The sequence below is a fragment of the Frigoriflavimonas asaccharolytica genome, from assembly GCF_013294015.1.
GTDB lineage: Bacteria > Bacteroidota > Bacteroidia > Flavobacteriales > Weeksellaceae > Frigoriflavimonas > Frigoriflavimonas asaccharolytica.
The window spans coordinates 22,057-41,617 of record NZ_JABSNO010000001.1 but is presented as its reverse complement, the minus strand read 5'-3'; the positions used below and the strand labels follow the sequence as shown (position 1 = coordinate 41,617).

At 32.9% G+C, this 19,561-nt stretch carries 23 protein-coding genes; 11 read left to right on the top strand and 12 right to left on the bottom strand.

Annotation, left to right across the window (positions count from 1 at the left end; all coding sequences use genetic code 11):
- The first annotated feature begins 3 nt into the window (after positions 1-3).
- Both HNQ03_RS00190 and HNQ03_RS00185 read left to right on the top strand, forming a co-directional pair.
- A complete protein-coding gene (locus HNQ03_RS00190; protein ID WP_173777620.1) occupies positions 4-657 on the top strand; it encodes a phosphatidylserine decarboxylase family protein in 654 nt (217 codons plus the stop codon).
- Positions 654-1,979 (top strand): DUF389 domain-containing protein, encoded by a 1,326-nt coding sequence (locus HNQ03_RS00185; protein ID WP_173777619.1) that lies wholly within the window; start codon positions 654-656, stop codon positions 1,977-1,979. The genes HNQ03_RS00190 and HNQ03_RS00185 overlap by 4 nt, the downstream gene beginning before the upstream one ends.
- Before the next feature lies 1 nt (position 1,980).
- Here HNQ03_RS00185 and HNQ03_RS00180 read toward each other — a convergent pair whose 3' ends face one another.
- Entirely contained in the window at positions 1,981-2,274 is a 294-nt protein-coding gene (locus tag HNQ03_RS00180) for a DUF1801 domain-containing protein (RefSeq protein ID WP_194305138.1), read from the bottom strand.
- Between the two features lie 227 nt (positions 2,275-2,501).
- Between HNQ03_RS00180 and HNQ03_RS00175 the strand changes: the two genes are divergently transcribed.
- The 4 genes from HNQ03_RS00175 to HNQ03_RS00160 all read left to right on the top strand — a co-directional run bounded on the left by HNQ03_RS00175 (position 2,502) and on the right by HNQ03_RS00160 (position 6,457).
- Positions 2,502-3,449, top strand: a complete 948-nt coding sequence (locus tag HNQ03_RS00175; protein WP_173777617.1) for a LysR substrate-binding domain-containing protein — start codon at positions 2,502-2,504, stop codon at positions 3,447-3,449.
- A gap of 189 nt (positions 3,450-3,638) precedes the next feature.
- The gene (gene metK, locus HNQ03_RS00170; protein WP_173777616.1) at positions 3,639-4,919 is read left to right on the top strand and encodes a methionine adenosyltransferase; all 1,281 of its coding nucleotides are present in this window, start codon (positions 3,639-3,641) and stop codon (positions 4,917-4,919) included.
- Positions 4,920-5,120: 201 nt separating this feature from the next.
- Positions 5,121-5,600 carry a hypothetical protein gene (locus HNQ03_RS00165; RefSeq protein WP_173777615.1) on the top strand — a complete coding sequence of 160 codons (480 nt, stop codon included), beginning with the start codon at positions 5,121-5,123 and terminating at the stop codon, positions 5,598-5,600.
- Positions 5,601-5,623: 23 nt separating this feature from the next.
- Positions 5,624-6,457 (top strand): GLPGLI family protein, encoded by an 834-nt coding sequence (locus tag HNQ03_RS00160; RefSeq protein ID WP_173777614.1) that lies wholly within the window; start codon positions 5,624-5,626, stop codon positions 6,455-6,457.
- A gap of 799 nt (positions 6,458-7,256) precedes the next feature.
- On the opposite strand, the gene HNQ03_RS00155 is transcribed toward HNQ03_RS00160, so the two are convergent.
- Positions 7,257-7,640 (bottom strand): DUF3037 domain-containing protein, encoded by a 384-nt coding sequence (locus HNQ03_RS00155; RefSeq protein ID WP_173777613.1) that lies wholly within the window; start codon positions 7,638-7,640, stop codon positions 7,257-7,259.
- Positions 7,627-8,406, bottom strand: a complete 780-nt coding sequence (locus HNQ03_RS00150; protein WP_173777612.1) for a HipA family kinase — start codon at positions 8,404-8,406, stop codon at positions 7,627-7,629. The genes HNQ03_RS00155 and HNQ03_RS00150 overlap by 14 nt, the downstream gene beginning before the upstream one ends.
- A 298-nt stretch (positions 8,407-8,704) precedes the next feature.
- On the opposite strand from HNQ03_RS00150, the gene HNQ03_RS00145 reads away from it, so the two are divergent.
- From HNQ03_RS00145 to HNQ03_RS00140, 3 genes are all read left to right on the top strand, one after another.
- Positions 8,705-9,295, top strand: a complete 591-nt coding sequence (locus tag HNQ03_RS00145; RefSeq protein ID WP_173777611.1) for an RNA polymerase sigma factor — start codon at positions 8,705-8,707, stop codon at positions 9,293-9,295.
- Between the two features lie 43 nt (positions 9,296-9,338).
- Positions 9,339-9,473 (top strand): hypothetical protein, encoded by a 135-nt coding sequence (locus HNQ03_RS16150; protein ID WP_262888531.1) that lies wholly within the window; start codon positions 9,339-9,341, stop codon positions 9,471-9,473.
- Positions 9,474-9,540: 67 nt separating this feature from the next.
- Positions 9,541-10,239 carry a YjjG family noncanonical pyrimidine nucleotidase gene (locus tag HNQ03_RS00140; RefSeq protein WP_173777610.1) on the top strand — a complete coding sequence of 233 codons (699 nt, stop codon included), beginning with the start codon at positions 9,541-9,543 and terminating at the stop codon, positions 10,237-10,239.
- A 194-nt stretch (positions 10,240-10,433) separates the two neighbouring features.
- Here HNQ03_RS00140 and trpS read toward each other — a convergent pair whose 3' ends face one another.
- From trpS to HNQ03_RS00120, 4 genes are all read right to left on the bottom strand, one after another.
- Positions 10,434-11,402: a tryptophan--tRNA ligase gene (trpS, locus tag HNQ03_RS00135; protein WP_173777609.1), complete on the bottom strand. Its 969-nt coding sequence runs from the start codon at positions 11,400-11,402 to the stop codon at positions 10,434-10,436.
- A gap of 66 nt (positions 11,403-11,468) precedes the next feature.
- Positions 11,469-12,110, bottom strand: a complete 642-nt coding sequence (locus HNQ03_RS00130) for a SanA/YdcF family protein (protein WP_173777608.1) — start codon at positions 12,108-12,110, stop codon at positions 11,469-11,471.
- A gap of 281 nt (positions 12,111-12,391) precedes the next feature.
- Positions 12,392-12,640 (bottom strand): hypothetical protein, encoded by a 249-nt coding sequence (locus HNQ03_RS00125; RefSeq protein ID WP_173777607.1) that lies wholly within the window; start codon positions 12,638-12,640, stop codon positions 12,392-12,394.
- Positions 12,641-12,659: 19 nt separating this feature from the next.
- Positions 12,660-12,989, bottom strand: coding sequence for a DUF2085 domain-containing protein (locus tag HNQ03_RS00120; RefSeq protein ID WP_317170334.1), 330 nt, complete (start codon positions 12,987-12,989; stop codon positions 12,660-12,662).
- A gap of 68 nt (positions 12,990-13,057) precedes the next feature.
- Here HNQ03_RS00120 and HNQ03_RS00115 point away from each other — a divergent pair, with 68 nt between their 5' ends.
- Both HNQ03_RS00115 and HNQ03_RS00110 read left to right on the top strand, forming a co-directional pair.
- Positions 13,058-13,345 (top strand): transposase, encoded by a 288-nt coding sequence (locus HNQ03_RS00115; RefSeq protein WP_173777606.1) that lies wholly within the window; start codon positions 13,058-13,060, stop codon positions 13,343-13,345.
- Complete coding sequence (locus HNQ03_RS00110) at positions 13,342-14,166, top strand: IS3 family transposase (protein WP_173777605.1); 825 nt, start codon at positions 13,342-13,344, stop codon at positions 14,164-14,166. The genes HNQ03_RS00115 and HNQ03_RS00110 overlap by 4 nt, the downstream gene beginning before the upstream one ends.
- A gap of 108 nt (positions 14,167-14,274) precedes the next feature.
- Here the strand turns inward: HNQ03_RS00110 and HNQ03_RS00105 are convergent, their stop codons facing one another.
- The 5 genes from HNQ03_RS00105 to ileS form a co-directional block, all read right to left on the bottom strand.
- Entirely contained in the window at positions 14,275-14,922 is a 648-nt protein-coding gene (locus HNQ03_RS00105; RefSeq protein ID WP_173777604.1) for a lipoprotein signal peptidase, read from the bottom strand.
- 80 nt (positions 14,923-15,002) lie between these two features.
- Positions 15,003-15,182, bottom strand: a complete 180-nt coding sequence (locus tag HNQ03_RS00100) for a hypothetical protein (RefSeq protein WP_173777603.1) — start codon at positions 15,180-15,182, stop codon at positions 15,003-15,005.
- An 8-nt stretch (positions 15,183-15,190) separates the two neighbouring features.
- Positions 15,191-15,433 (bottom strand): DUF6576 domain-containing protein, encoded by a 243-nt coding sequence (locus tag HNQ03_RS00095; protein ID WP_173777602.1) that lies wholly within the window; start codon positions 15,431-15,433, stop codon positions 15,191-15,193.
- A gap of 56 nt (positions 15,434-15,489) precedes the next feature.
- Positions 15,490-15,870, bottom strand: coding sequence for a TraR/DksA family transcriptional regulator (locus tag HNQ03_RS00090; protein WP_173777601.1), 381 nt, complete (start codon positions 15,868-15,870; stop codon positions 15,490-15,492).
- Between the two features lie 64 nt (positions 15,871-15,934).
- On the bottom strand, positions 15,935-19,444 hold the full coding sequence (ileS, locus tag HNQ03_RS00085; protein ID WP_173777600.1) for an isoleucine--tRNA ligase: 3,510 nt from the start codon (positions 19,442-19,444) through the stop codon (positions 15,935-15,937).
- Between the last annotated feature and the right edge of the window lie 117 nt (positions 19,445-19,561).

Sequence of the window (19,561 nt, the reverse complement as noted above, 5' to 3'; positions counted from 1 at the left end):
ATTATGAAATTACACAAAGAATCTACAGGAACTATAATCGTTGCCAGCGTTTTATTTGTAATTATTGCGGCGCTTTCAGTTTATTTTTTAGAAATGTGGGCGTTATTGATTTTAATTCCAATATTAATTATTTATGGTTTGGTATTCTGGTTTTTTCGTGTGCCAACTAGAGATATTTTGGATCATGTAGAAAACGTAATTGCTCCAGTGGATGGTAAAGTAGTGATGATAAAAGAAGTTGAAGAAGATGAATTTTTGAAAGAAAAATGCATTCAAGTTTCTATATTTATGTCTCCTTTAAATGTGCACATCTGTAGATTTCCTGTTTCTGGTAAAGTTATTTACAAAAAATACCACCCTGGAAAATATTTGGTTGCTTGGCATGAAAAATCTTCCACAGAAAACGAAAGAACGAGTATTGCTGTAGAAAGTGCTACCAATCATAAAATTTTGTTTCGTCAGATAGCTGGTTATGTTGCCAGAAGAATTGTTTTCTACTGCAATGAAGGCGATGTGGCAAAAGCTGGACATGAATTTGGCTTTATTAAATTCGGGTCTAGAATGGATGTTTTTCTACCATTGGATACAGAAATTATCTGCAAAATTGGCGATAAAACAAAAGGTGGAATAGATGTGATTGCCAAAATGAAAGCATGATGGAAAGATTTGTAAAAAAACTAGACAGCGTTTTCAATCTTTTCTCACAGAAAGAAAATTTTGAGGAAGTTTTGGATAGTATCAAAGCAAGTGTACCCTTCAAAGGTACCAATCTTTGGATTTTAATTTTTGCAATTTTCATCGCGAGTCTTGGCTTGAATATCAATTCTACTGCAGTTATTATCGGTGCGATGCTTATATCTCCTTTGATGGGACCAATCATTGGTGTTGGTTTTGCAGTCGGCGTTAATCATCCAGCTTTGCTCAAATTATCTTTAAAAAATTATGCTTTCGCATTTTTTGTAGGTTTAGCTACATCTACTATTTATTTTCTAATTTCGCCATTAAGCGAGGCACATTCAGAAATTTTGGCGAGAACTTCTCCAAATATTTATGATGTTTTTATTGCTTTTTTTGGTGGTGCAGCAGGAATGCTAGCCAACGGAAGCAAACTGAAAGGCAACGTAATACCTGGTGTTGCAATTGCTACAGCTTTGATGCCACCACTTTGCACAGCAGGTTATGGTTTGGCAACAGGGCAATATTCTTATTTTTTCGGCGCAACTTATTTATTTTTAATTAATACCGTATATATTGCGCTTTCTACTTTTCTTGTAGTGAAAGTTCTCAACTTTTCTTCTTACAATTTTATGAAAGATGAAAAATTAGAAAAAAAATCTCAAGTGATCATGTGGGTTTTAGTTGGTCTTACCTTAATTCCAAGTATTTACTTTGGGTATGTAATGATAAAAAAGAACACTTTCGAAACCAATGCGAAATCTTTTATAGCCAATGAAGCTATATTTCCTAATAATTTTCTGCTTCAAAAAGATGTTAATTTTGAAGAAAGCGTCATCACTTTAACGTATGGCGGTCAAAAGTTGGAGAAAAAAGATTTAGAATTACTAAAAAAGCAATCTAGTATTTATCATTTGGAAAATGTAAAGTTAATCGTAAAACAAGGTTTTAATTTTGCCTTGCCCAATAGTAATAATTCAGATAAAGCAAAGTTAACTACCAACGAACAGCCAAGCGTGTCTACAGACAATTTTGCAAAAGTAGTAGCTTTCCAAGACAGCATTACGAAATCGCAAAAGTTATCTGCTCAAGTTTTCAAAGAATTAAAATCTCAAAACCCAAATATTTCAGAATTTTCGATCAGCTACGTGGTGGTCAATACAGATTCAACAAGTGCGAAGCAAAAAATAATTTTTGTGAAAACTGAAGATGAAATGAAAAGTGATGACAAAGAAAAATTGAAAAATTATTTGAGATTGCGTACAGAAAATGATTCTGCAAAAGTAATTATCTACAAAAATTAATTTAATTCAACTCTTTTTTTACTGCTTCAAGGATGGTGAATATCAAATCCATCGGTAAATCTACAGCTTCATTTAGCAATAGAATTCTAAATAGTTTTCTATCTTCCTGTAATAATTCTGGAAAATCTAGTGATACTCCTTTATTAAAACTAATGTAAAATTCTTTGTATTTTTTATGAAAATGAAAATAACAAAGCATTTTCTTTTTGTATTTAAAAAATGGCAATCCAAAACTCAACGTTTCTGTGATTTTTTCGTCAGAATTCAAAATCTTATCCCTTAAAAATACTAACATATTTTTGCAAGGTTCATCATTATTTAAAAAATATTCTTGATTAGGGTTCACAATTCAATAGCTTGATTGAGATCATTTATTTAAAATATTTGAATTAATCCAAGTATTAAGCAATATTATTTATAAATAATATTGGCAATTCGTTTATTCTCCATCTAAATCCGCAGTCTGCCAGTTATTTGAAATACGAATTAATTTGTACATTTGTAATAGATAGCACAAATAACATGAACCTTCAACAACTAGAATATTTAATCGCCGTAGATCGCCACAAGCATTTTGGCAAAGCCGCGCAATCCTGTTTCATCACGCAACCAACATTAAGCGCAATGATTCAAAAATTGGAAGACGAGCTAGATTTGAAAATTTTTGATAGAACCACGCATCCAATCAGAACTACAGATATTGGTATTCAGATTGTAGAACACGCAAAAACCATCACCAATGAAGTAAATGAACTTCGGAATAAAGCAAATCTACTCAACAATATCATTGGTGGGAAAATAAATATCGGCATTATTCCTACGGTTTCTACGTATATTTTGCCTAATGAAATCTTCAAATTTCTAGGCGAGAACCAAGAAATAGAGATGGCAGTGAAAGAAATGACGACTGATAGCATTATCAAAGCTTTAAAATCTGGAGAATTAGACGCAGGAATTATTGCTACACCTTATGAATCTGCAAATGAATTTTATACAGATTTTATTTTCAACGAAGAGTTGATGTTGTATTCTTCAGGAATCAATGAAGACAAAGATTCTTTTGTAAGTCCAGAAGATATCAATACAGATAAAGTTTGGCTTTTGGAAGAAGGCAATTGTTTGAAAACGCAATTTGAAAATATTTGTCAATTAAAAGAAAATTCTTTGAAACCAAAAAATTTAGATTTTCTAGCTTCAAATATGAATACTATTATTCATATGGTAGATGAAGTTGGTGGTATCAGTATTTTACCAGAATTAGCAATAGAACAACTGAATAAAGAACAAAAAAATAAAATTTCTCGTTTTAGAAAACCTCATCCTTACAGAGAAATAAGTCTTATATATTACAAGCCAACATACAAACAAAAAATCATAGATGAATTGAAGACGCACATTCAAGAATCTATGAAACAAAAATTGAATTTTTACCAGGCAACCGAAGATTTTGTGAACATAAAACCACAATAATCTTTATGACAAAAATTTGTTTGTCAGTGTAAAATAATGTGCTTAAATTTGCCAACGATAATTACCCGAGGAATAATTTGAACTGATTGCAACCTCTTGAAAAAAAGCTAAAACAAATTTATCTTTCCGTTTCTATTGCAATCAGTGCCCGTTTTCCCATTATATTTAATAATAAAAAACAATAGAAATATGTCTTATTTATTCACATCAGAATCTGTTTCAGAAGGACATCCAGACAAAATAGCAGATCAAATTTCAGACGCTTTAATTGATAACTTTTTAGCGTATGATAAGAATTCAAAAGTTGCTTGCGAAACTTTAGTTACCACAGGACAAGTTGTTCTTGCTGGGGAAGTAAAATCTGAAGCTTATCTAGATGTACAGCAAATTGCAAGAGACGTCATCAATAAAATTGGCTACACCAAAGGAGAATACATGTTTAATGGAGATTCTTGCGGTGTAATATCTGCAATTCATGAGCAATCTCCAAATATCAACCAAGGTGTTGATAGAAAAACGGAAGATGAATCTTTTGAAGCAAAAGCAAATGCACAAGGTGCAGGAGATCAGGGGATGATGTTTGGTTATGCAACCAACGAAACCGAAAATTATATGCCTTTGGCTTTAGATCTTGCGCATACCATTTTGAAAGAATTGGCAATTTTGAGAAGAGATAATGATGCCATCAAATATCTTCGTCCAGATGCAAAATCTCAAGTTACAATTGAGTATTCTGACGATCATAAACCTGTAAGAATAGATTCTATCGTGGTTTCTACACAGCACGACGATTTTGGAAGTGAAGAAGCAATGCTTGCGAAAATTAGAAAAGATATCGTGGAAATTCTAATTCCAAGAGTTAAAGCACAACAAAAAGAAGAAATCCAAAGATTGTTTAACGATCAAATTCAATTCCACATCAACCCAACAGGAATTTTTGTAATCGGTGGTCCTCACGGAGATACAGGTTTGACGGGTAGAAAAATAATCGTAGATACTTACGGTGGAAAAGGAGCACATGGTGGTGGCGCATTCTCTGGAAAAGATCCATCAAAAGTAGATAGATCTGCTGCTTACGCAACAAGACATATTGCGAAAAACCTAGTTGCGGCAGGAGTTGCAAGCGAAGTTTTGGTGCAAGTTTCTTATGCAATTGGTGTTGCAAAACCATGTGGTTTGTTCGTGAATACCTATGGAACTTCCAAAACAGGATTAAGCGATGGCGAAATTGCTACGAAAGTGATGGAATTATTTGATCTTCGTCCATTTGCAATAGAGCAAAATCTAAAATTGAGAAACCCAATCTATCAAGAAACTGCATCTTACGGACACATGGGAAGAGATTATGTGACTGCAGATAAAACCTTCAACAAAGGGAAAAACAATGAATTGACTTTGAAAGATTTAGAGTTTTTCACGTGGGAAAAATTAGATAGAGTAGAAGATGTGAAAAAAGCGTTTGATTTGTAGATCTCAAGCAAATAATTCACATAAAGTCGCAAAGATTTTACACAATGCACGCAAAAATTTATTTTTGCGTGCATTTTTTTAAACATTGGATTTTAATTTTCTCTTTGCTGCATTGCTTAAAATTTCTTTGAGCTCTTTGCGTAAAAACTTTGCGACTTTGCGTGAAATAAATTTTATCTTTACACTCAAAATTTTATAAAAATGAACTTAAAATACTTTCCTTTATTTATATTATTCTTTTTTGCAAGCATCGGCACAAAAGCTCAATTGACCACACACACTTTGATAACTGCGGGATACGAATACCAAAATTCTAGTTTTGCAGAAGTTGGTGGTAAACTTTTATTCCTAAAAAACGACGATTTTATTTTTAGATTGGGAGCTTCCGGATTGTTTGGAGTCGTCAATGGAAAATTTGCTGCTTTGCCGAAAGTACAAGGAGATATTTTGGTAAATACGCAAAGAAATGTAGATATCAAACATTCTTATTATTTGTTGGCAGGAGCAGAAATCACAAATAAATACATTGCACCAAAAGCCGGCATCAGCATTTTTGGAATAGTAGATTTATCAGCAGGTTACGCTTTTTCTTTTGATAAAAGTGGCATAAATGGTAAAGAATTAAAAGGTTTTAATTTGAATTTTACGTTGAATATGCCCACGGTTGTAATAGCGGATTAGTGCAATTAATTATCAATTTACTTATGCTAAAAATAAATTTCTTCATTTTCTTGCTTTTCGGCTTCCTTTCTTCCGCTCAAACCCAGCGTTTTGTGTATGAATTACAGTTTAAATTAGATTCTACGTCCGCAAATTACGAAAAAATCAATATGGTTTTGGATATCAATCCGGAAGAGGTGAAATTTTATGAGTATGATCTTTTAAGAATGGATTCCATCAACAAAGCGAATGATAATTTTGGCTATCAAACGTGGGGTTTTCAAAATATTGTAACCAGAGAACGCAATACTTTTAAAAATAGAAATTACGAAATGTTGGAAGAGGTTTTTGCCTATAAATCTGATGATCCAATGAAATGGAAACTCACCAACGAAACCAAAACAATTGATAAATACCAACTGCAAAAAGCTACCACAAATTTCGGCGGGAGATTTTGGACGGCATGGTTTTGCAAAGATATTCCCTACAACGAAGGACCCTATAAATTCCGAGGTTTACCCGGTTTAATATTTGAAATTCAAGATTCAAAAGGCCAATATATTTATTCTATGGTAGAATCTAAAACCTTCGCAGAAACTTTTGACACCAAAGGTTTTATAGAAAATTATGGAGGAGAAAAACCATTGGAAGTTAATTTTAAAACCTTTCAAAAGAAGAAATTGGAAGATTATAATGATCCTTTTAAAGAATTTAGGTTAGAATTTGATGACAATCCGAACAGCAGTTATTCTTACAATAATATAAAAATCACGAGCAAAGACCAATTAAAAAGTCTTGAAAAGCAAGATCAGGAAAATGTTCGTAGAGAAAATAATCCTATCGAGATTGATAAAGTGATTCACTATCCTGTGAAATGATTTCTTCGATATTAAATTTCAAACAATTAACTAAATTCCTAAGGATAATAATTTGCGAAAGTCTTTTGCGAACAAATTTTTCACTTCTAGTGCAAGCATCCTACTTTTTTTAATCTCTGCAGCTTTATCAGTCATTGCGAAGAACTACGCAATCCTTTCGAAAATTGATTTTCTATGAATTGATTACCTGGTTCTTCGCAAAAATTACAATCATAAAATCACCTAATAATTTTATGCTGTTTCTAAACTTATTCAAGCCTGCGCAGATTTCAATAAACTTCTGCGTAGGAGTTTGTAAATTCTTACGCAGGAATTGCGAGTTTTCAGCGCAGGTATTTGGTAATTGCTACGCAAGAGGTATAGAGTTTATTATTTTTATTGAAATTCAGCGTGTTTTGTGTATTCTAATGTCGCGACTATGAAATCTGTGATATAATTAAATAATATTGATAACGTTATATATTATTAATAGTGTCAACGTCATTACGATTAAAGAAAATAAATTAAGTGAACGCAAATTGAATTTATCCTTTATTAAAAATATAAGAGATACCAAAGGTATAATGATAAGAGAAACGATACATGGAAGCCAAAGCATTTCATAGATAGCACCCACAATTGCATAATTATAGACATCAATTGTTCTGCTTAAAATCCAAAATAGGCACACCAAAATGCTTGAAATTAATAATATTTTGTTAATTATAGTATTGTGAAATGAAGATGAGGTAGTTTCCATAATTTTATTTTTAAATGATCTCTTTCTATGGTTAATCGATATAAATTTACAAAATATTTATTACCCCACCAATTCCCCAAACAACCGCTCGAAAGTCTTATCCAAATCCTTCGTTTTTCCAGGGTGTGGTCGCGAAGTTTGGATTACAGAACTGCGAACTGCCGTCAACCAACGGAATCTTTCTGGAATTTCTAGTTTTGCTATTTCGCCAGCGTTTTTGTTTCCATTGGCTACATTTTCAAAGTTTTCTGCATTATTTTTAATTTCAGCAAAGCCGATTTTGTTTTGCATCAACGCAAATTTTTTCTCGCAAATATTGAATGCAATGCGAATAAATCTTTCTTTTTTAGAAAATAAAACCAAGCCAATATTAAAAAATTCTTCTCGCTCTACACTTGGTACAAAACGAATCACGGCGTATTCATATAGTTTATCCTCTTGCATTTTCGGCTTCTTTTAAAAATATTGCTGAATTTTTTAACCTTGTTTTCAAAAATTGAAAGTAGATTTCCCGTATTTCTGCGGAATTTTCGTCGGCATCGTTCCATTGCAACCAATCTTCGGGAATTAAATTGACCAATTTTCGGAAAAATTCATCATTTAAAATTCCGTGTGCAAATGTATTTGCCTCTTGCAGATGGCTTGCTTGTGGAAGCAAAACATGGTCTTTTATATATTTAAATGGTGTTTTCGCAGCCGTTTCAAAATTTTGCCAAGAATGATGAAAGTAAAAAGATGCGCCATTATCTATCACCCACAATTCTTTGTGCCACATCAGAAGGTTGGTGTTCTTAAAAGTGCGATCTATATTGGTAATAAATGCATCCAACCAAACAATTTTTGATGCCAACAAAGGATCAACTTTCACCGAAGAGTCATAGGCTAAAGCGCCAGAAAGAAAACTCATCCCGAGATTCAAACCTTCAGAGAATTTGAGCAAGTCTTGTATTTCTTCATCGGCTTCCATTCTGCCAAAATCTACATCCAGATGAGCAAAAACCAATTCTGGTATTGGCAAGCCGAGTTTCTTGGCGATCATTCCGCCCAATAATTCCGAAATTAGCATCTTCACGCCATGTCCTGCACCACGAAATTTTAAAACATATTTGAAATCATCGTCTGCTTCTGCAAGTGCAGGAAGAGAACCGCCTTCTCGCAAAGGCAATATATAACGCATCACTGTGATTGTACGTAGAAATAATTGCTCCATAAGTAGCAAATTTAATCATAAAATTATTTATAATGTAAATTAAATTTTCCGTGATTAAATGTTTCTAATGCTCTTTTCACAGCCGAAATTGCAGTATTTGCTATTTGTAGAATCTGATTATTTTTAATAATTCAATAATATTTTTCAACTTTTAAATTATATTTTATATATTTATCACATAAATTTTTCAAAATATAGAAACATATCTACTTCTTTTACGTAAATAATAATATCGATACTGGGTTTTTGCTTTTGCAAAGGGATTTCTCATCTTTATTAATGATAAATGAAGCACAATATGAACGAATATACTGACAGTAAATTGGTAAATCTTTACCAAAACGGCGACGAAAATGCCTTGGAAATTTTGATTAACCGTCATCAAAGGGAAATTTTTACTTATATTTTTTATAAAATTTTAAATAAAGATCTTGCAAATGATATTTTTCAAGATGCTTTTATGAAAATTATTGTCACCTTGAAAAAAGGAAAGTACAACGAAGAAGGGAAATTTATCCTTTGGGCAAAGAGAATTGCGCACAATCTTGTGATAGATCATTATAGACTGAAGGCAAAAAACAGAAATATTTCTGAAACTACCTATTCCAACGAAGAATTTTCTATTCTAGATATGATTCAAGAAACTTCTGAAAACATAGAAGAATCTTTAATCACCCATCAAATAAACTCGGATTTGGCAAAACTCTTGGTACAATTGCCAGAAAAGCAGCAGGAAGTAATTAAGTTGAGATTTTTTGATAATATGAGCTTTAAGGAAATTGCAGACCATACAGAATGCAGTATCAATACGACTTTGGGAAGAGTGAGATATGCTTTGATTAATTTAAGAAAAATAAAAGATGAGAATAATATTATACTAACAAGATAATATAAATATAATCTTTGCGTTTCTATTAGAAATAAAAGAGCGTATGAAAAAAATCGACTTATTTGGTAGCAATGCTTTACTACCAACAAAAGAAACCATCCAATTTATTCTTGCATTTTCTAAAAATCTATCGGTTTTGGGAAACAAAAAGAAGACTTTTTTGATTTCTAAAAATTAAATTTCTTAAATTTACCAACCAATTGAAGATTGCAAATATTTGCAGTCTTTTTTATTATATACAACTCATGCAAAATATAAAACACATTTTTTTTGATCTTGATAATACACTTTGGGATCACAGAAAAAATGCAAAATTAACGCTGATAAAACTATTTGCAAAGTACGATTGTGCAAATAAATACCAACTGGGTTTTGAAGAATTTCATGTCCAATATGACATTATCAATGAAGAAATGTGGGCAAAGATGCGAGATGAAAAGATTGATAAGGCCTACTTAAGAAAACATCGATTTTACGATACTTTTTTAAAATTTGGTATTGATGATTTTGAATTATCTCAAAATTTTGAAAATCAGTTTTTAGATGATATTGTAGAATTTAATGAATTGGTGGATGGATCTCTAGAAATTTTGGATTATCTGACGGCGAAAGAATACAAACTGCACATCATTACCAATGGTTTTGAAGAAGTGAGCTACAGAAAAATAGAAGGTTCTGGCATGAAAAATTATTTTGAAACCGTAACTTCTGCAGATTCTTTAAACATACGAAAACCCAATCCAAAAATTTTCGAGCATGCTTTACAAATTGCAAATGCAACGAAAGAGGAATCTATTTTGATAGGCGACGATTGGATTGCAGATGTTTTGGGCGCTAAAAACTTTGGTTTAGACGTTATTTTCTTTGATGTTTTTAATGATCAACCTGCGCTTACAGAAATAAAAAGAGTAGAGAAGTTGGTGGAAATTGAGATGTTTTTGTAAAGGAAATTCGGAAATAAAATCTAAATTTCAATATTTTCCATATTCATTTTGCAACCATTAAGTTCAGTTGGTGAGGAAATTGATGATTTCCAAAAAAATGAAAATTTAAGCTAAAAAATCCCTTGATTGTAAGTAATAAAGCTTGAAATTTTCTTTGAACTTAATGGTTAAGTGGTAATGAATAAATTTTATAATTATACTCCCAAACTTGCGCGAACTCTTTTCAAAGTTTCCATTGCAACGAGTTTAGTTTTTTCTGCGCCTTCTTGTAGTTTTTCTTCTAATTCTGGTAGGTTATTCATGTAATAATCAAACAATTCTCTTTCTTTAGAAAACTTTGTAAGAATTAATTGTAAAAGTTCATTTTTCGCATGTCCATATCCAAAATTTCCAGCAAGATATTTTTCTTTCAGTGTTTCGGTTTCTTCTGCGGAAGCGATTAATTTATAGATGGCAAAAACTTTGTCTGTTTCCGGATCTTTTGCTTCTTCCAAAGATTTAGAATCTGTTTCTATAGACATTACTTGCTTTTTCAATTGCTTTTCTGGTAAGAAAATATTGATAAGGTTTCCGCGAGATTTGCTCATTTTTTGTCCATCCGTTCCAGGAACGTATTTCGTGTTTTCTTGTAATTCTGCTTGGGGAAGCACGAAAATTTCTCCCATTTGGTTATTAAATCTCGCTCCCATATCTCTCGCCATTTCTAGATGTTGCAATTGGTCTTTCCCAACGGGAACTACTTCTGCATCATACAACAAAATATCTGCGGCCATCAAAACTGGATAGGTAAAAAGTCCCACATTTACATCGTCCAAACGATCTGCTTTGTCTTTGAAACCATGAGCAAGGGTTAATCTTTGGTAAGGATAAAAGCAGGATAAATACCAAGAAAGTTCTGCAACTTCTGGAATGTCACTTTGTCTGTAGAAAAATGTTTTTTCTGTATCTAAACCACAAGCCAACCAAATAGCTGCAGTTTCGTAAGTGTTTTGTTTGGCTAGTTCTGCATCTTTTATTTGGGTTAATGTATGCAGATTGGCAATAAAAAGGAAAGATTCGTTTTCGGGTTTTTTAGATAATTCTATTGCTGGCAAAATAGCGCCAAGCAAATTTCCTAAATGTGGTGTTCCTGTAGATTGTATTCCGGTGAGTATTCTGGGCATTTTGATATGATTGATAAGTGAATATTGTTGTATGATTTTAAAATCAAACTTATTAATTTGACAAATTTAAGGAATAATAATTTTCTCTCCACCAAATTTTGGTTCTACACCGAAAATTAAATCTACAAAAACCTTTACTCTTGCCAGTTTTTCGCGAACATTGGTAGTGAAACCAAATTGGCTATTCACATCTTTTGCATTGTAGCCAAAAGCATTCATTCCGTTTTTTTGCGCAAGGTAGATGGCTCTTTCATTATGGAATTTTTGAGAAATGATGATTAAACTGTTTTGTCCGAAAATTTCTTTCGCTCTTACGACAGAATCTAAGGTGCGAAATCCAGCAAAATCTTCGAAAATTTTATTTTCGGGAACGCCTTTTTCTATGAGAGCGAACTTCATATCTTCGGTTTCGTTGTAGTGTTTTACGGAATTGTCTCCGCTTACAATGATGTTTTGAATTTTGCCTGCGAGAAATAATTCTGCGGCTGCCTCTATTCTGTATTTAAAATAAGGATTGATGGTTCCGTTTGCCAAATTTTTGCTTGTGCCCAAAAGTAATCCTGCTTTTTCTGCGGGAACTTTTGATATAGATGAAGTTAGAAAGGTTTCTGTATTGCTTTCTATGGTATAATTGCACCACAAGATTGCGAGAATAGAAATAATAATGAAAATGATACTTGTGTAAAATAATTTTTTTAAAACTTTCATAAATTTTTGTTGTGTGCGATGCTTTGCAGCCCGACCTGAGTGAAGCTCTTTTTGTGAGGAGGAACGACGAACAAAAAAGCGGGAACGGAGGGCGGAAAAGCTGCCATAAAAATTAATTTTTTGCTTTTCGGCGAAGTCTAATGTCTGCTATTGATAATAATTGCATTGGTTAAGTTCCAATTGTTGCCCAAAAATAGTAATTATTACACATTTAAACTACTTAAATGTTTTGCAAAAAAAAAGCACCCAAAACTGGATGCTTATTATAAATTTCTTTTTAATTAATTACTTAAGCTTGCAGCGCCAATTCCCATTACTGTTGCTAGTATTTGCAATACAACGCCTAAAGCAAGACCGTAAAGTGCCATATGACATGCTGCTTTAGATTTTTTTGGTGCTTTGTCTTTGTTGATGTACCAAAGAATTGCTCCAGCTAAAGGAATACAGAAAGATAATACTTTCATTATTGTTTCCAAATCCTCATTGTCTTGTGGCTGGTTTACATTTTGGTTTTGATTCAAATCGTTCATAATTTTAGTTTATTTGTTGTTAGTTTATATATTGTAAAATGAGTTTTCCTATTGCTATTCCTGTTATTGATACTAATGACATTGAACCTACTCCAGATATTACACCTGTAATTACGCGTCTGATGTTATTGCTTTCTAGATTAAAAAATGCTTGTATTATGCCGTCTATGTATGTGATGCTCATCATTGCGAGTGTAACCCAAATGTTGATGGAATAAAACCCAAATAGAAATATTGGAAAAGCGAAGTAGCCGAAGTGAATCCCTGTACATCTTGCGCAAACGGGAAATTGTTTGCCTTTCCAGAAGAAAGAACGCTCTGGCTTTCTATGGCATGCTGTAAGATGTATATAATACCCTTGAAAAATTGGACCACTATTTAAGTTGAAATTATTAACTTTAAATAGTCGGAAAAAACATGAGAAAAACGAGAAGAAAATTTGATGGTAGTTTTAAAGCCAAGGTAGTAATCGAAGCTTTAAAAGAAAGAGAAACACTGCAGCAATTGGCATTGAAGTTTGAATTGCACCCCAACCAGATCTCTATCTGGAAACAAGAGTTTTTACAAAATTCTGCATTGATATTTGAAGAAAAAGTGCAAAAAGAGATTCCGGAGACAGATGTTTCAGAGCTTTATGCAAAAATTGGTAAGCTGGAGATGGAGAAAGAATTCTTAAAAAAAAACTTAAAACGCTTCGGTCTATGATAGATTTTAGAGTTTTAATTGAACAAGATTCTGAAATAAGTATTCGGGAACAGTGTGAACTTTTAGAGATCAACAGGTCTAGTTTTTATTACTGTGCTAAAGGTGAAAATCCTGAAAACCTGGAAGCTATGAAACTTATGGATCAGCATATCATGCAGGAACCTACTGCGGGAGTGATTACGATGAAGTGTATGCTGAAAGAAAAAGAAATAAACATGAGCTACGAAAGAGTTCGTCGGTTGATGCGAAAGGCGTCTATCATGCCGATCTATCCTCGAAGGATGCTCACACAAAAAGGGGAGAATAGATATATTTATCCGTATTTATTGAGGAATTTAGAAATTCATAAACCCAATCAGGTGTGGCAAATAGACATTACCTACATTCCTATGAAAAATGGATTTATGTACATGACAGCAGTGATAGACGTGTACAGCAGATATATTGTAGGTTGGGGCATTAGCAATTCTTTGGATGCTTCGGAATCATTAAAAGTGGTTCAGGAAGCAATAAAAATTCATGGAAAGCCAGAAATATTAAACTCCGACCAGGGCACTCAATTTTCTTGCAAGAGTTATGTAGAATATTTGAAAAAAGAAGATATAAAAATATCGATGGACGGGAAAGGCAGATGTTTAGACAATATCTTCATTGAGCGGTTTTGGAGAACATTAAAGTATCAGCATATATTTTTAAATCCTGCGAAAGATGGATTAGAGCTTTATCTGGGAATACAAAAATGGTTATTGAGATATCACAACAGAAGTCACCAAGGAATCGAACTTAAAAAGCCATTTGAAAAGTATAAATTAGCAGCATAAAAACAATTAAGAAACAACTAATTGTGGTCTAAAGAAATGAGGGTAGAATAGTATTTTTGTTTTGGTTATCATATTAGATTGTAAATATAATATAATTTTTAAAATAAATTACAATTGAAATCCATTAGGAAATGCACGCTTTCTGAAAATGAAAAGTAACAATCCACCAACAGTAATTGCAGAATCTGCTACATTGAAAATATATTTAAAAAACTCAATGTGTTTTCCGCCTATTATTGGCCAATTATCTGGTGCCCACCAATCTACCAACGGAAAATGAAACATGTCTACCACGCAACCTTTCATGAAATGGGAATAGCCGTCTCCGAAAGGAACTAATTTTGAAACTCCTCCGTATTGTATCCATCTTCCAACTTCGGTTTCGTAGTGTGTGCCGCTATCGAATATCATCCCGTAGAACATACCATCTATTAAATTTCCTATAGCTCCGGCAAAAATCATTGCCATTGGGATAAATAAATAATTGCTGTGAATTCCTTCTTTCAACCATTTTCTAAAAAGGTAAACCATGCCCGCAATCAGAAAAATTCTTACAATCACGAGGAAATATTTACCAATTAAGCCGCCAAATTGCAAACCATACGCCATTCCTGGGTTTTCTACAAAAGTCAACCTTGCCCAACTTTGTTGTAGAATAGGAATAGAATCGTCTAACTGGAAATTGGTTTTGATGTAAATTTTGGAAGCTTGATCTATAATTAAGATCAAAATGGTAATAAATGCTATTTTTTTCAAGATTTTTATTTTAATGAAAAACTTCGTTTTTTAAGATTAAAACGAAGTTTTGGTTTTGTATTTTTAAAAAGCAGAAACTTTTACTTCTTTGGCTTAAAGAATTTAGCGTCTTTTTTTTCCTGAACTTTTTGCTCTTTTATAGGGTTTTTCTGCGTGTAAGCAGGGTTGTACCTTTCGAATTTAATACCCATATCTCGCAAAGTGCCTTTCAAGGCTTTAAGTTCCATCTCATTTTTTGGGTGAACTACGTATGATTCCATAATTTTTTTTATTTTTTAGAAAGTTCTTCCAATCTATTTTTATCTTTTTTGCTTAAATCTTCTATACCGTTTTTACCCATTTTAGATAAAAGTTCGTCTATTTCTTTTTCCCGATCTCGCTTATCAGAGTTGAATTGATCATCAATTGTATATTGTTTTTCCTTATTTGGAACTATTTTTTCTTTGATGTTTTTTCGAAAAAAATAGATTAAAACAACCGCAAACGCCGAGATTATAAAAAATGTTTGCATAAAAACGTATTTTGCCTAAAGCCTAAAGCCTAAAGCCTAAAGCCTAATTCCTAATTCTATCGTTGCATATTCTTCGCTTCGATACTTAAAGTAGCGTGCGGAACAGCTCTTAATCTGTCTTTCGGAATCAATTTCCCCGTAACTCTACAAATTCCGTAGGTTTTATTTTCAATTCGAATTAATGCATGTTTTAAATCTCGCACAAATTTTTCTTGTCTTCCTGCCAAAATAGAATTTTGCTCTTTGCTCAACGTTTCTGCACCTTCTTCAAAGGCTTTAAAAGTTGGGGAAGTATCATCTGTTCCGTTATTTTTATTGTTCACAAAATTCTCGTTGATCAATCCCAAGTCTTTTTCTGCTTTTGCAATTTTTGCCTGCACCAATTCCTTAAATTCCTGCAAATCTGCATCGCTGTATCTTTGTCTTCCTTCGCTCATATCTTTATTGTATGAAGTTATTTTTAAATTTATTTTTTAATAATTAATACGATTATCGCATCAATTATTGCTCTCCAATCCTTTGGACATTGATTTTGAAAGTTTCCTCATCAATTTCTATATCTTGGAATTTTGCAAGTGAAATTACAATTTCTATTTCATTTGACAATACTTCTGCAGAAATATAATTTTTATTATCTAAAATTTCAGTTTTAAAAGGACAATTTTCTTCAATTTCAATGATGATTCTGTCCGTAAGATCAAAACCTTTTTCTTTTCTAATGTTTTGTACGCGATTCACAAATTCTCTCGCAATTCCTTCTGCCTTCAATTCATCCGTTAAGGTTAAATCCAATGCAACCGTCATTTTACCTTCGCTCGCAACCGTCCAACCTGGAATATCTTTAGTAGAAATTTCTACATCTTCCAGAGAAATTTCATAACCTTGAATTTCTTTTTTACCTTCTTTTTCTAAATTAGCAATATCTTCGGCAGAGAAATTAGTGATTTCATTTGCCACCATTTTCATGTCTTTTCCTAATTTTGCGCCCAAACTTTTGAAATTGGGTTTTATTTGTTTCACAATCAAATGTGAAGCTTCTTCTGTATTGATTAATTGAAGTTCTTTTACATTTACTTCTTGTTTTATCAATTCCGATACTGCTTCTATTTGCGCTTGTATTTTAGCGTCCATTACTGGAATCAAAACTTTCTGCAATGGCTGTCTCACACGTATGTTTTCCTTTTTTCTCAAAGAAAATACCATAGATGTAATTTGCTGCGCTAAGTGCGTTTTTTCTACAAGACTTAGATCAATTAAATTTTCATCAGCCAGAGGAAAATCCGTTAAATGAACAGAATTTGCTTCATTCTTTCCAGAAATTTTATTCAAATCTTGGTATAATTGATCCATGAAAAATGGTGCAATTGGTGCAGAAATTTTCGCTACCGTTTCCAAACATGTATAAAGGATTTGGTAAGCAGAAATTTTATCCTCAGAATAATCGCCTTTCCAGAAACGTCTTCTGCAAAGTCTTACATACCAGTTGCTCAGATTGTCATTCACAAAAGTATTGATCGCTCTTGCAACTTTCGTAGGTTCGTAATCTTCGTAATATGCGGTAACTTCTTTTATTAATAAATTGAGTTCTGCCAAAATCCAGCGGTCTATTTCTGGACGATTTTCTACATCTTTTTCAGAATAATTAAATCCATCTACATTAGCGTATAATGCAAAAAACGAGTAGGTATTGTATAAAGTACCGAAGAATTTTCTACGAACTTCATCAATTCCTTCTAGATCAAATTTTAGATTTTCCCAAGGGTTTGCATTAGAAATCATGTACCAACGTGTTGCATCTGGTCCGTATTTATCCAAAGTGGTGAAAGGATCTACAGCATTTCCTAAACGTTTGGACATTTTTTGTCCATTTTTATCTAGAACCAAACCGTTGCTCATTACATTTTTGTAGGCCACGGAATCAAAAACTGACGTTGCAATGGCATGCAAAGTATAAAACCAACCACGGGTTTGATCTACACCTTCCGCAATAAAATCTGCTGGAAATGCTTTATTAGAATCGATCATTTCCTTGTTTTCAAAAGGATAATGGAGTTGTGCATAAGGCATAGAGCCAGAATCAAACCATACATCAATCAAATCTGTTTCACGAGTCATCGGTTTTCCAGAAGCGGATGATAATATGATTTTATCAACAATATTTTTGTGTAAGTCGATATTTAAGTAATTTTCTACAGACATATTTCCGATTTCAAAATCTGCAAATGGATTTGCAGTCATGAAACCTGCGGAAATAGATTTTTCAATTTCATTCATCAATTCTTCCACAGATCCGATGATTATTTCTTCTTTCAAATCTTCTGTACGCCAAATTGGCAAAGGAATTCCCCAATATCTAGAACGAGATAAATTCCAATCGTTTACGTTTGCGAGCCAATTTGCAAATCTACCTTCTCCAGTAGATTTTGGTTTCCAATTGATGGTTTCATTTAAGGCAACCAAACGGTCTTTTAGAGACGACATTTTTACAAACCAAGAATCCATAGGATAATATAAAACTGGCTTATCAGTTCGCCAACAATGTGGATATGAGTGAGCGTATTTCTCTACCTTAAAGGCTTTGTTTTCAGTTTTTAACAGAATTGCAAGTTCTACATCCCAAGATTTTTCGGGTGCCGTTCCTTGTTCGTAATATTCATTTTTGATGAATTTATCAGCAAATAATTCTGGTACGTTTTCTCCTTTGATGAATTTTCCTTGCAGATTAACTAAAGGAACCAAACTGTCATTTTTATCTTTCACCAAAAGTGGCGAGATATTATTTTCTTTTCCCACTCTTGCATCATCTGCACCAAATGTTGGCGCAATATGCACAATACCAGTTCCATCTTCTGTGGTTACAAAATCACCAATAATTAATCTAAAAGCATTTTCCGGATTTTCTGCTGGCAAAAACCAAGGTATTAACTGTTCGTATTCTATTCCAGCTAAATCTGCTCCAGTAAATTCAGATAGAATTTGATAGGGAATTACTTTTGATTCTGAAGTGTACTTTGCAAAATCTTCATCCGTTCCGACTGCATATTTCTTTCCAAAGTTTTTCTCTAGGAGAACTCTTGCCAAAAGTATATTTATTGGCTCAAAAGTATATTGGTTAAATGTTTTCACCAAAACATATTCTATATCTCTACCAACTGCCAATGCAGTATTAGAAGGTAAAGTCCATGGTGTAGTAGTCCAAGCTAGAAAATAGACATCTGTTTTTGGTTGGTTTTGATCAAATTCTTCCCAATGCAAAGCGCCACCACAAGAAGCACCTGCAATTTCTTCAGTATCCAAACTAGCATCTGCAAAAGCCAATGCAGAAAGTTTTTTCCAAGTTTCGTTGGCGTCTTTTGGTGCTTTTTTTAATTTAAATTGTGCAACAACCGTTGTATCAGATACATCTCTATAAGTTCCTGGTTGATTTAATTCGTGCGAAGAAAGTCCAGTTCCTGCAGCAGGAGAATACGGTTGAATGGTGTAACCTTTATATAAGAGATCTTTTTTATATAATTCTTTCAGAAGCCACCAAACTGTTTCCATGTATTTTGGCTCATAGGTAATGTATGGATCTTTTAAATCTACCCAATAGCCTATTTTTTCTGTAAGATCATTCCACACGTCTGTGTATTTCATCACAGCTTTTCGGCAAGCATCGTTATATTCTTCTACAGAAATTTTTTTGCCGATGTCTTCTTTTGTGATGCCCAATTCTTTTTCTACACCCAATTCTATCGGCAATCCGTGTGTATCCCAACCTGCTTTTCGGAAAACTTGTTTTCCATTTTGTGTTTGGTAACGGCAAAAAATATCTTTCAAAGCTCTTGCCATAACGTGGTGAATTCCAGGCATTCCGTTTGCAGAAGGTGGACCTTCATAAAAAACGTATTCTGGTTTTCCATTGCGAATTTCTACAGATTTTTCGAAAGTGTTGTTTTCTTTCCAAAAATCGGAAATTCTTGTCGCTATTTCAGTAAGATTCAGGCCTTTATATTCGGTAAATTGACTCATCAATTCTAATTTCTTAAGTTAAAAATAAGTTGCGAATATAATAAATTTAAAGCAGATTAATAAATATACTCTTTATATTAGCTATAATGAATTTTTCGCCGAATATAATTTCGTTAA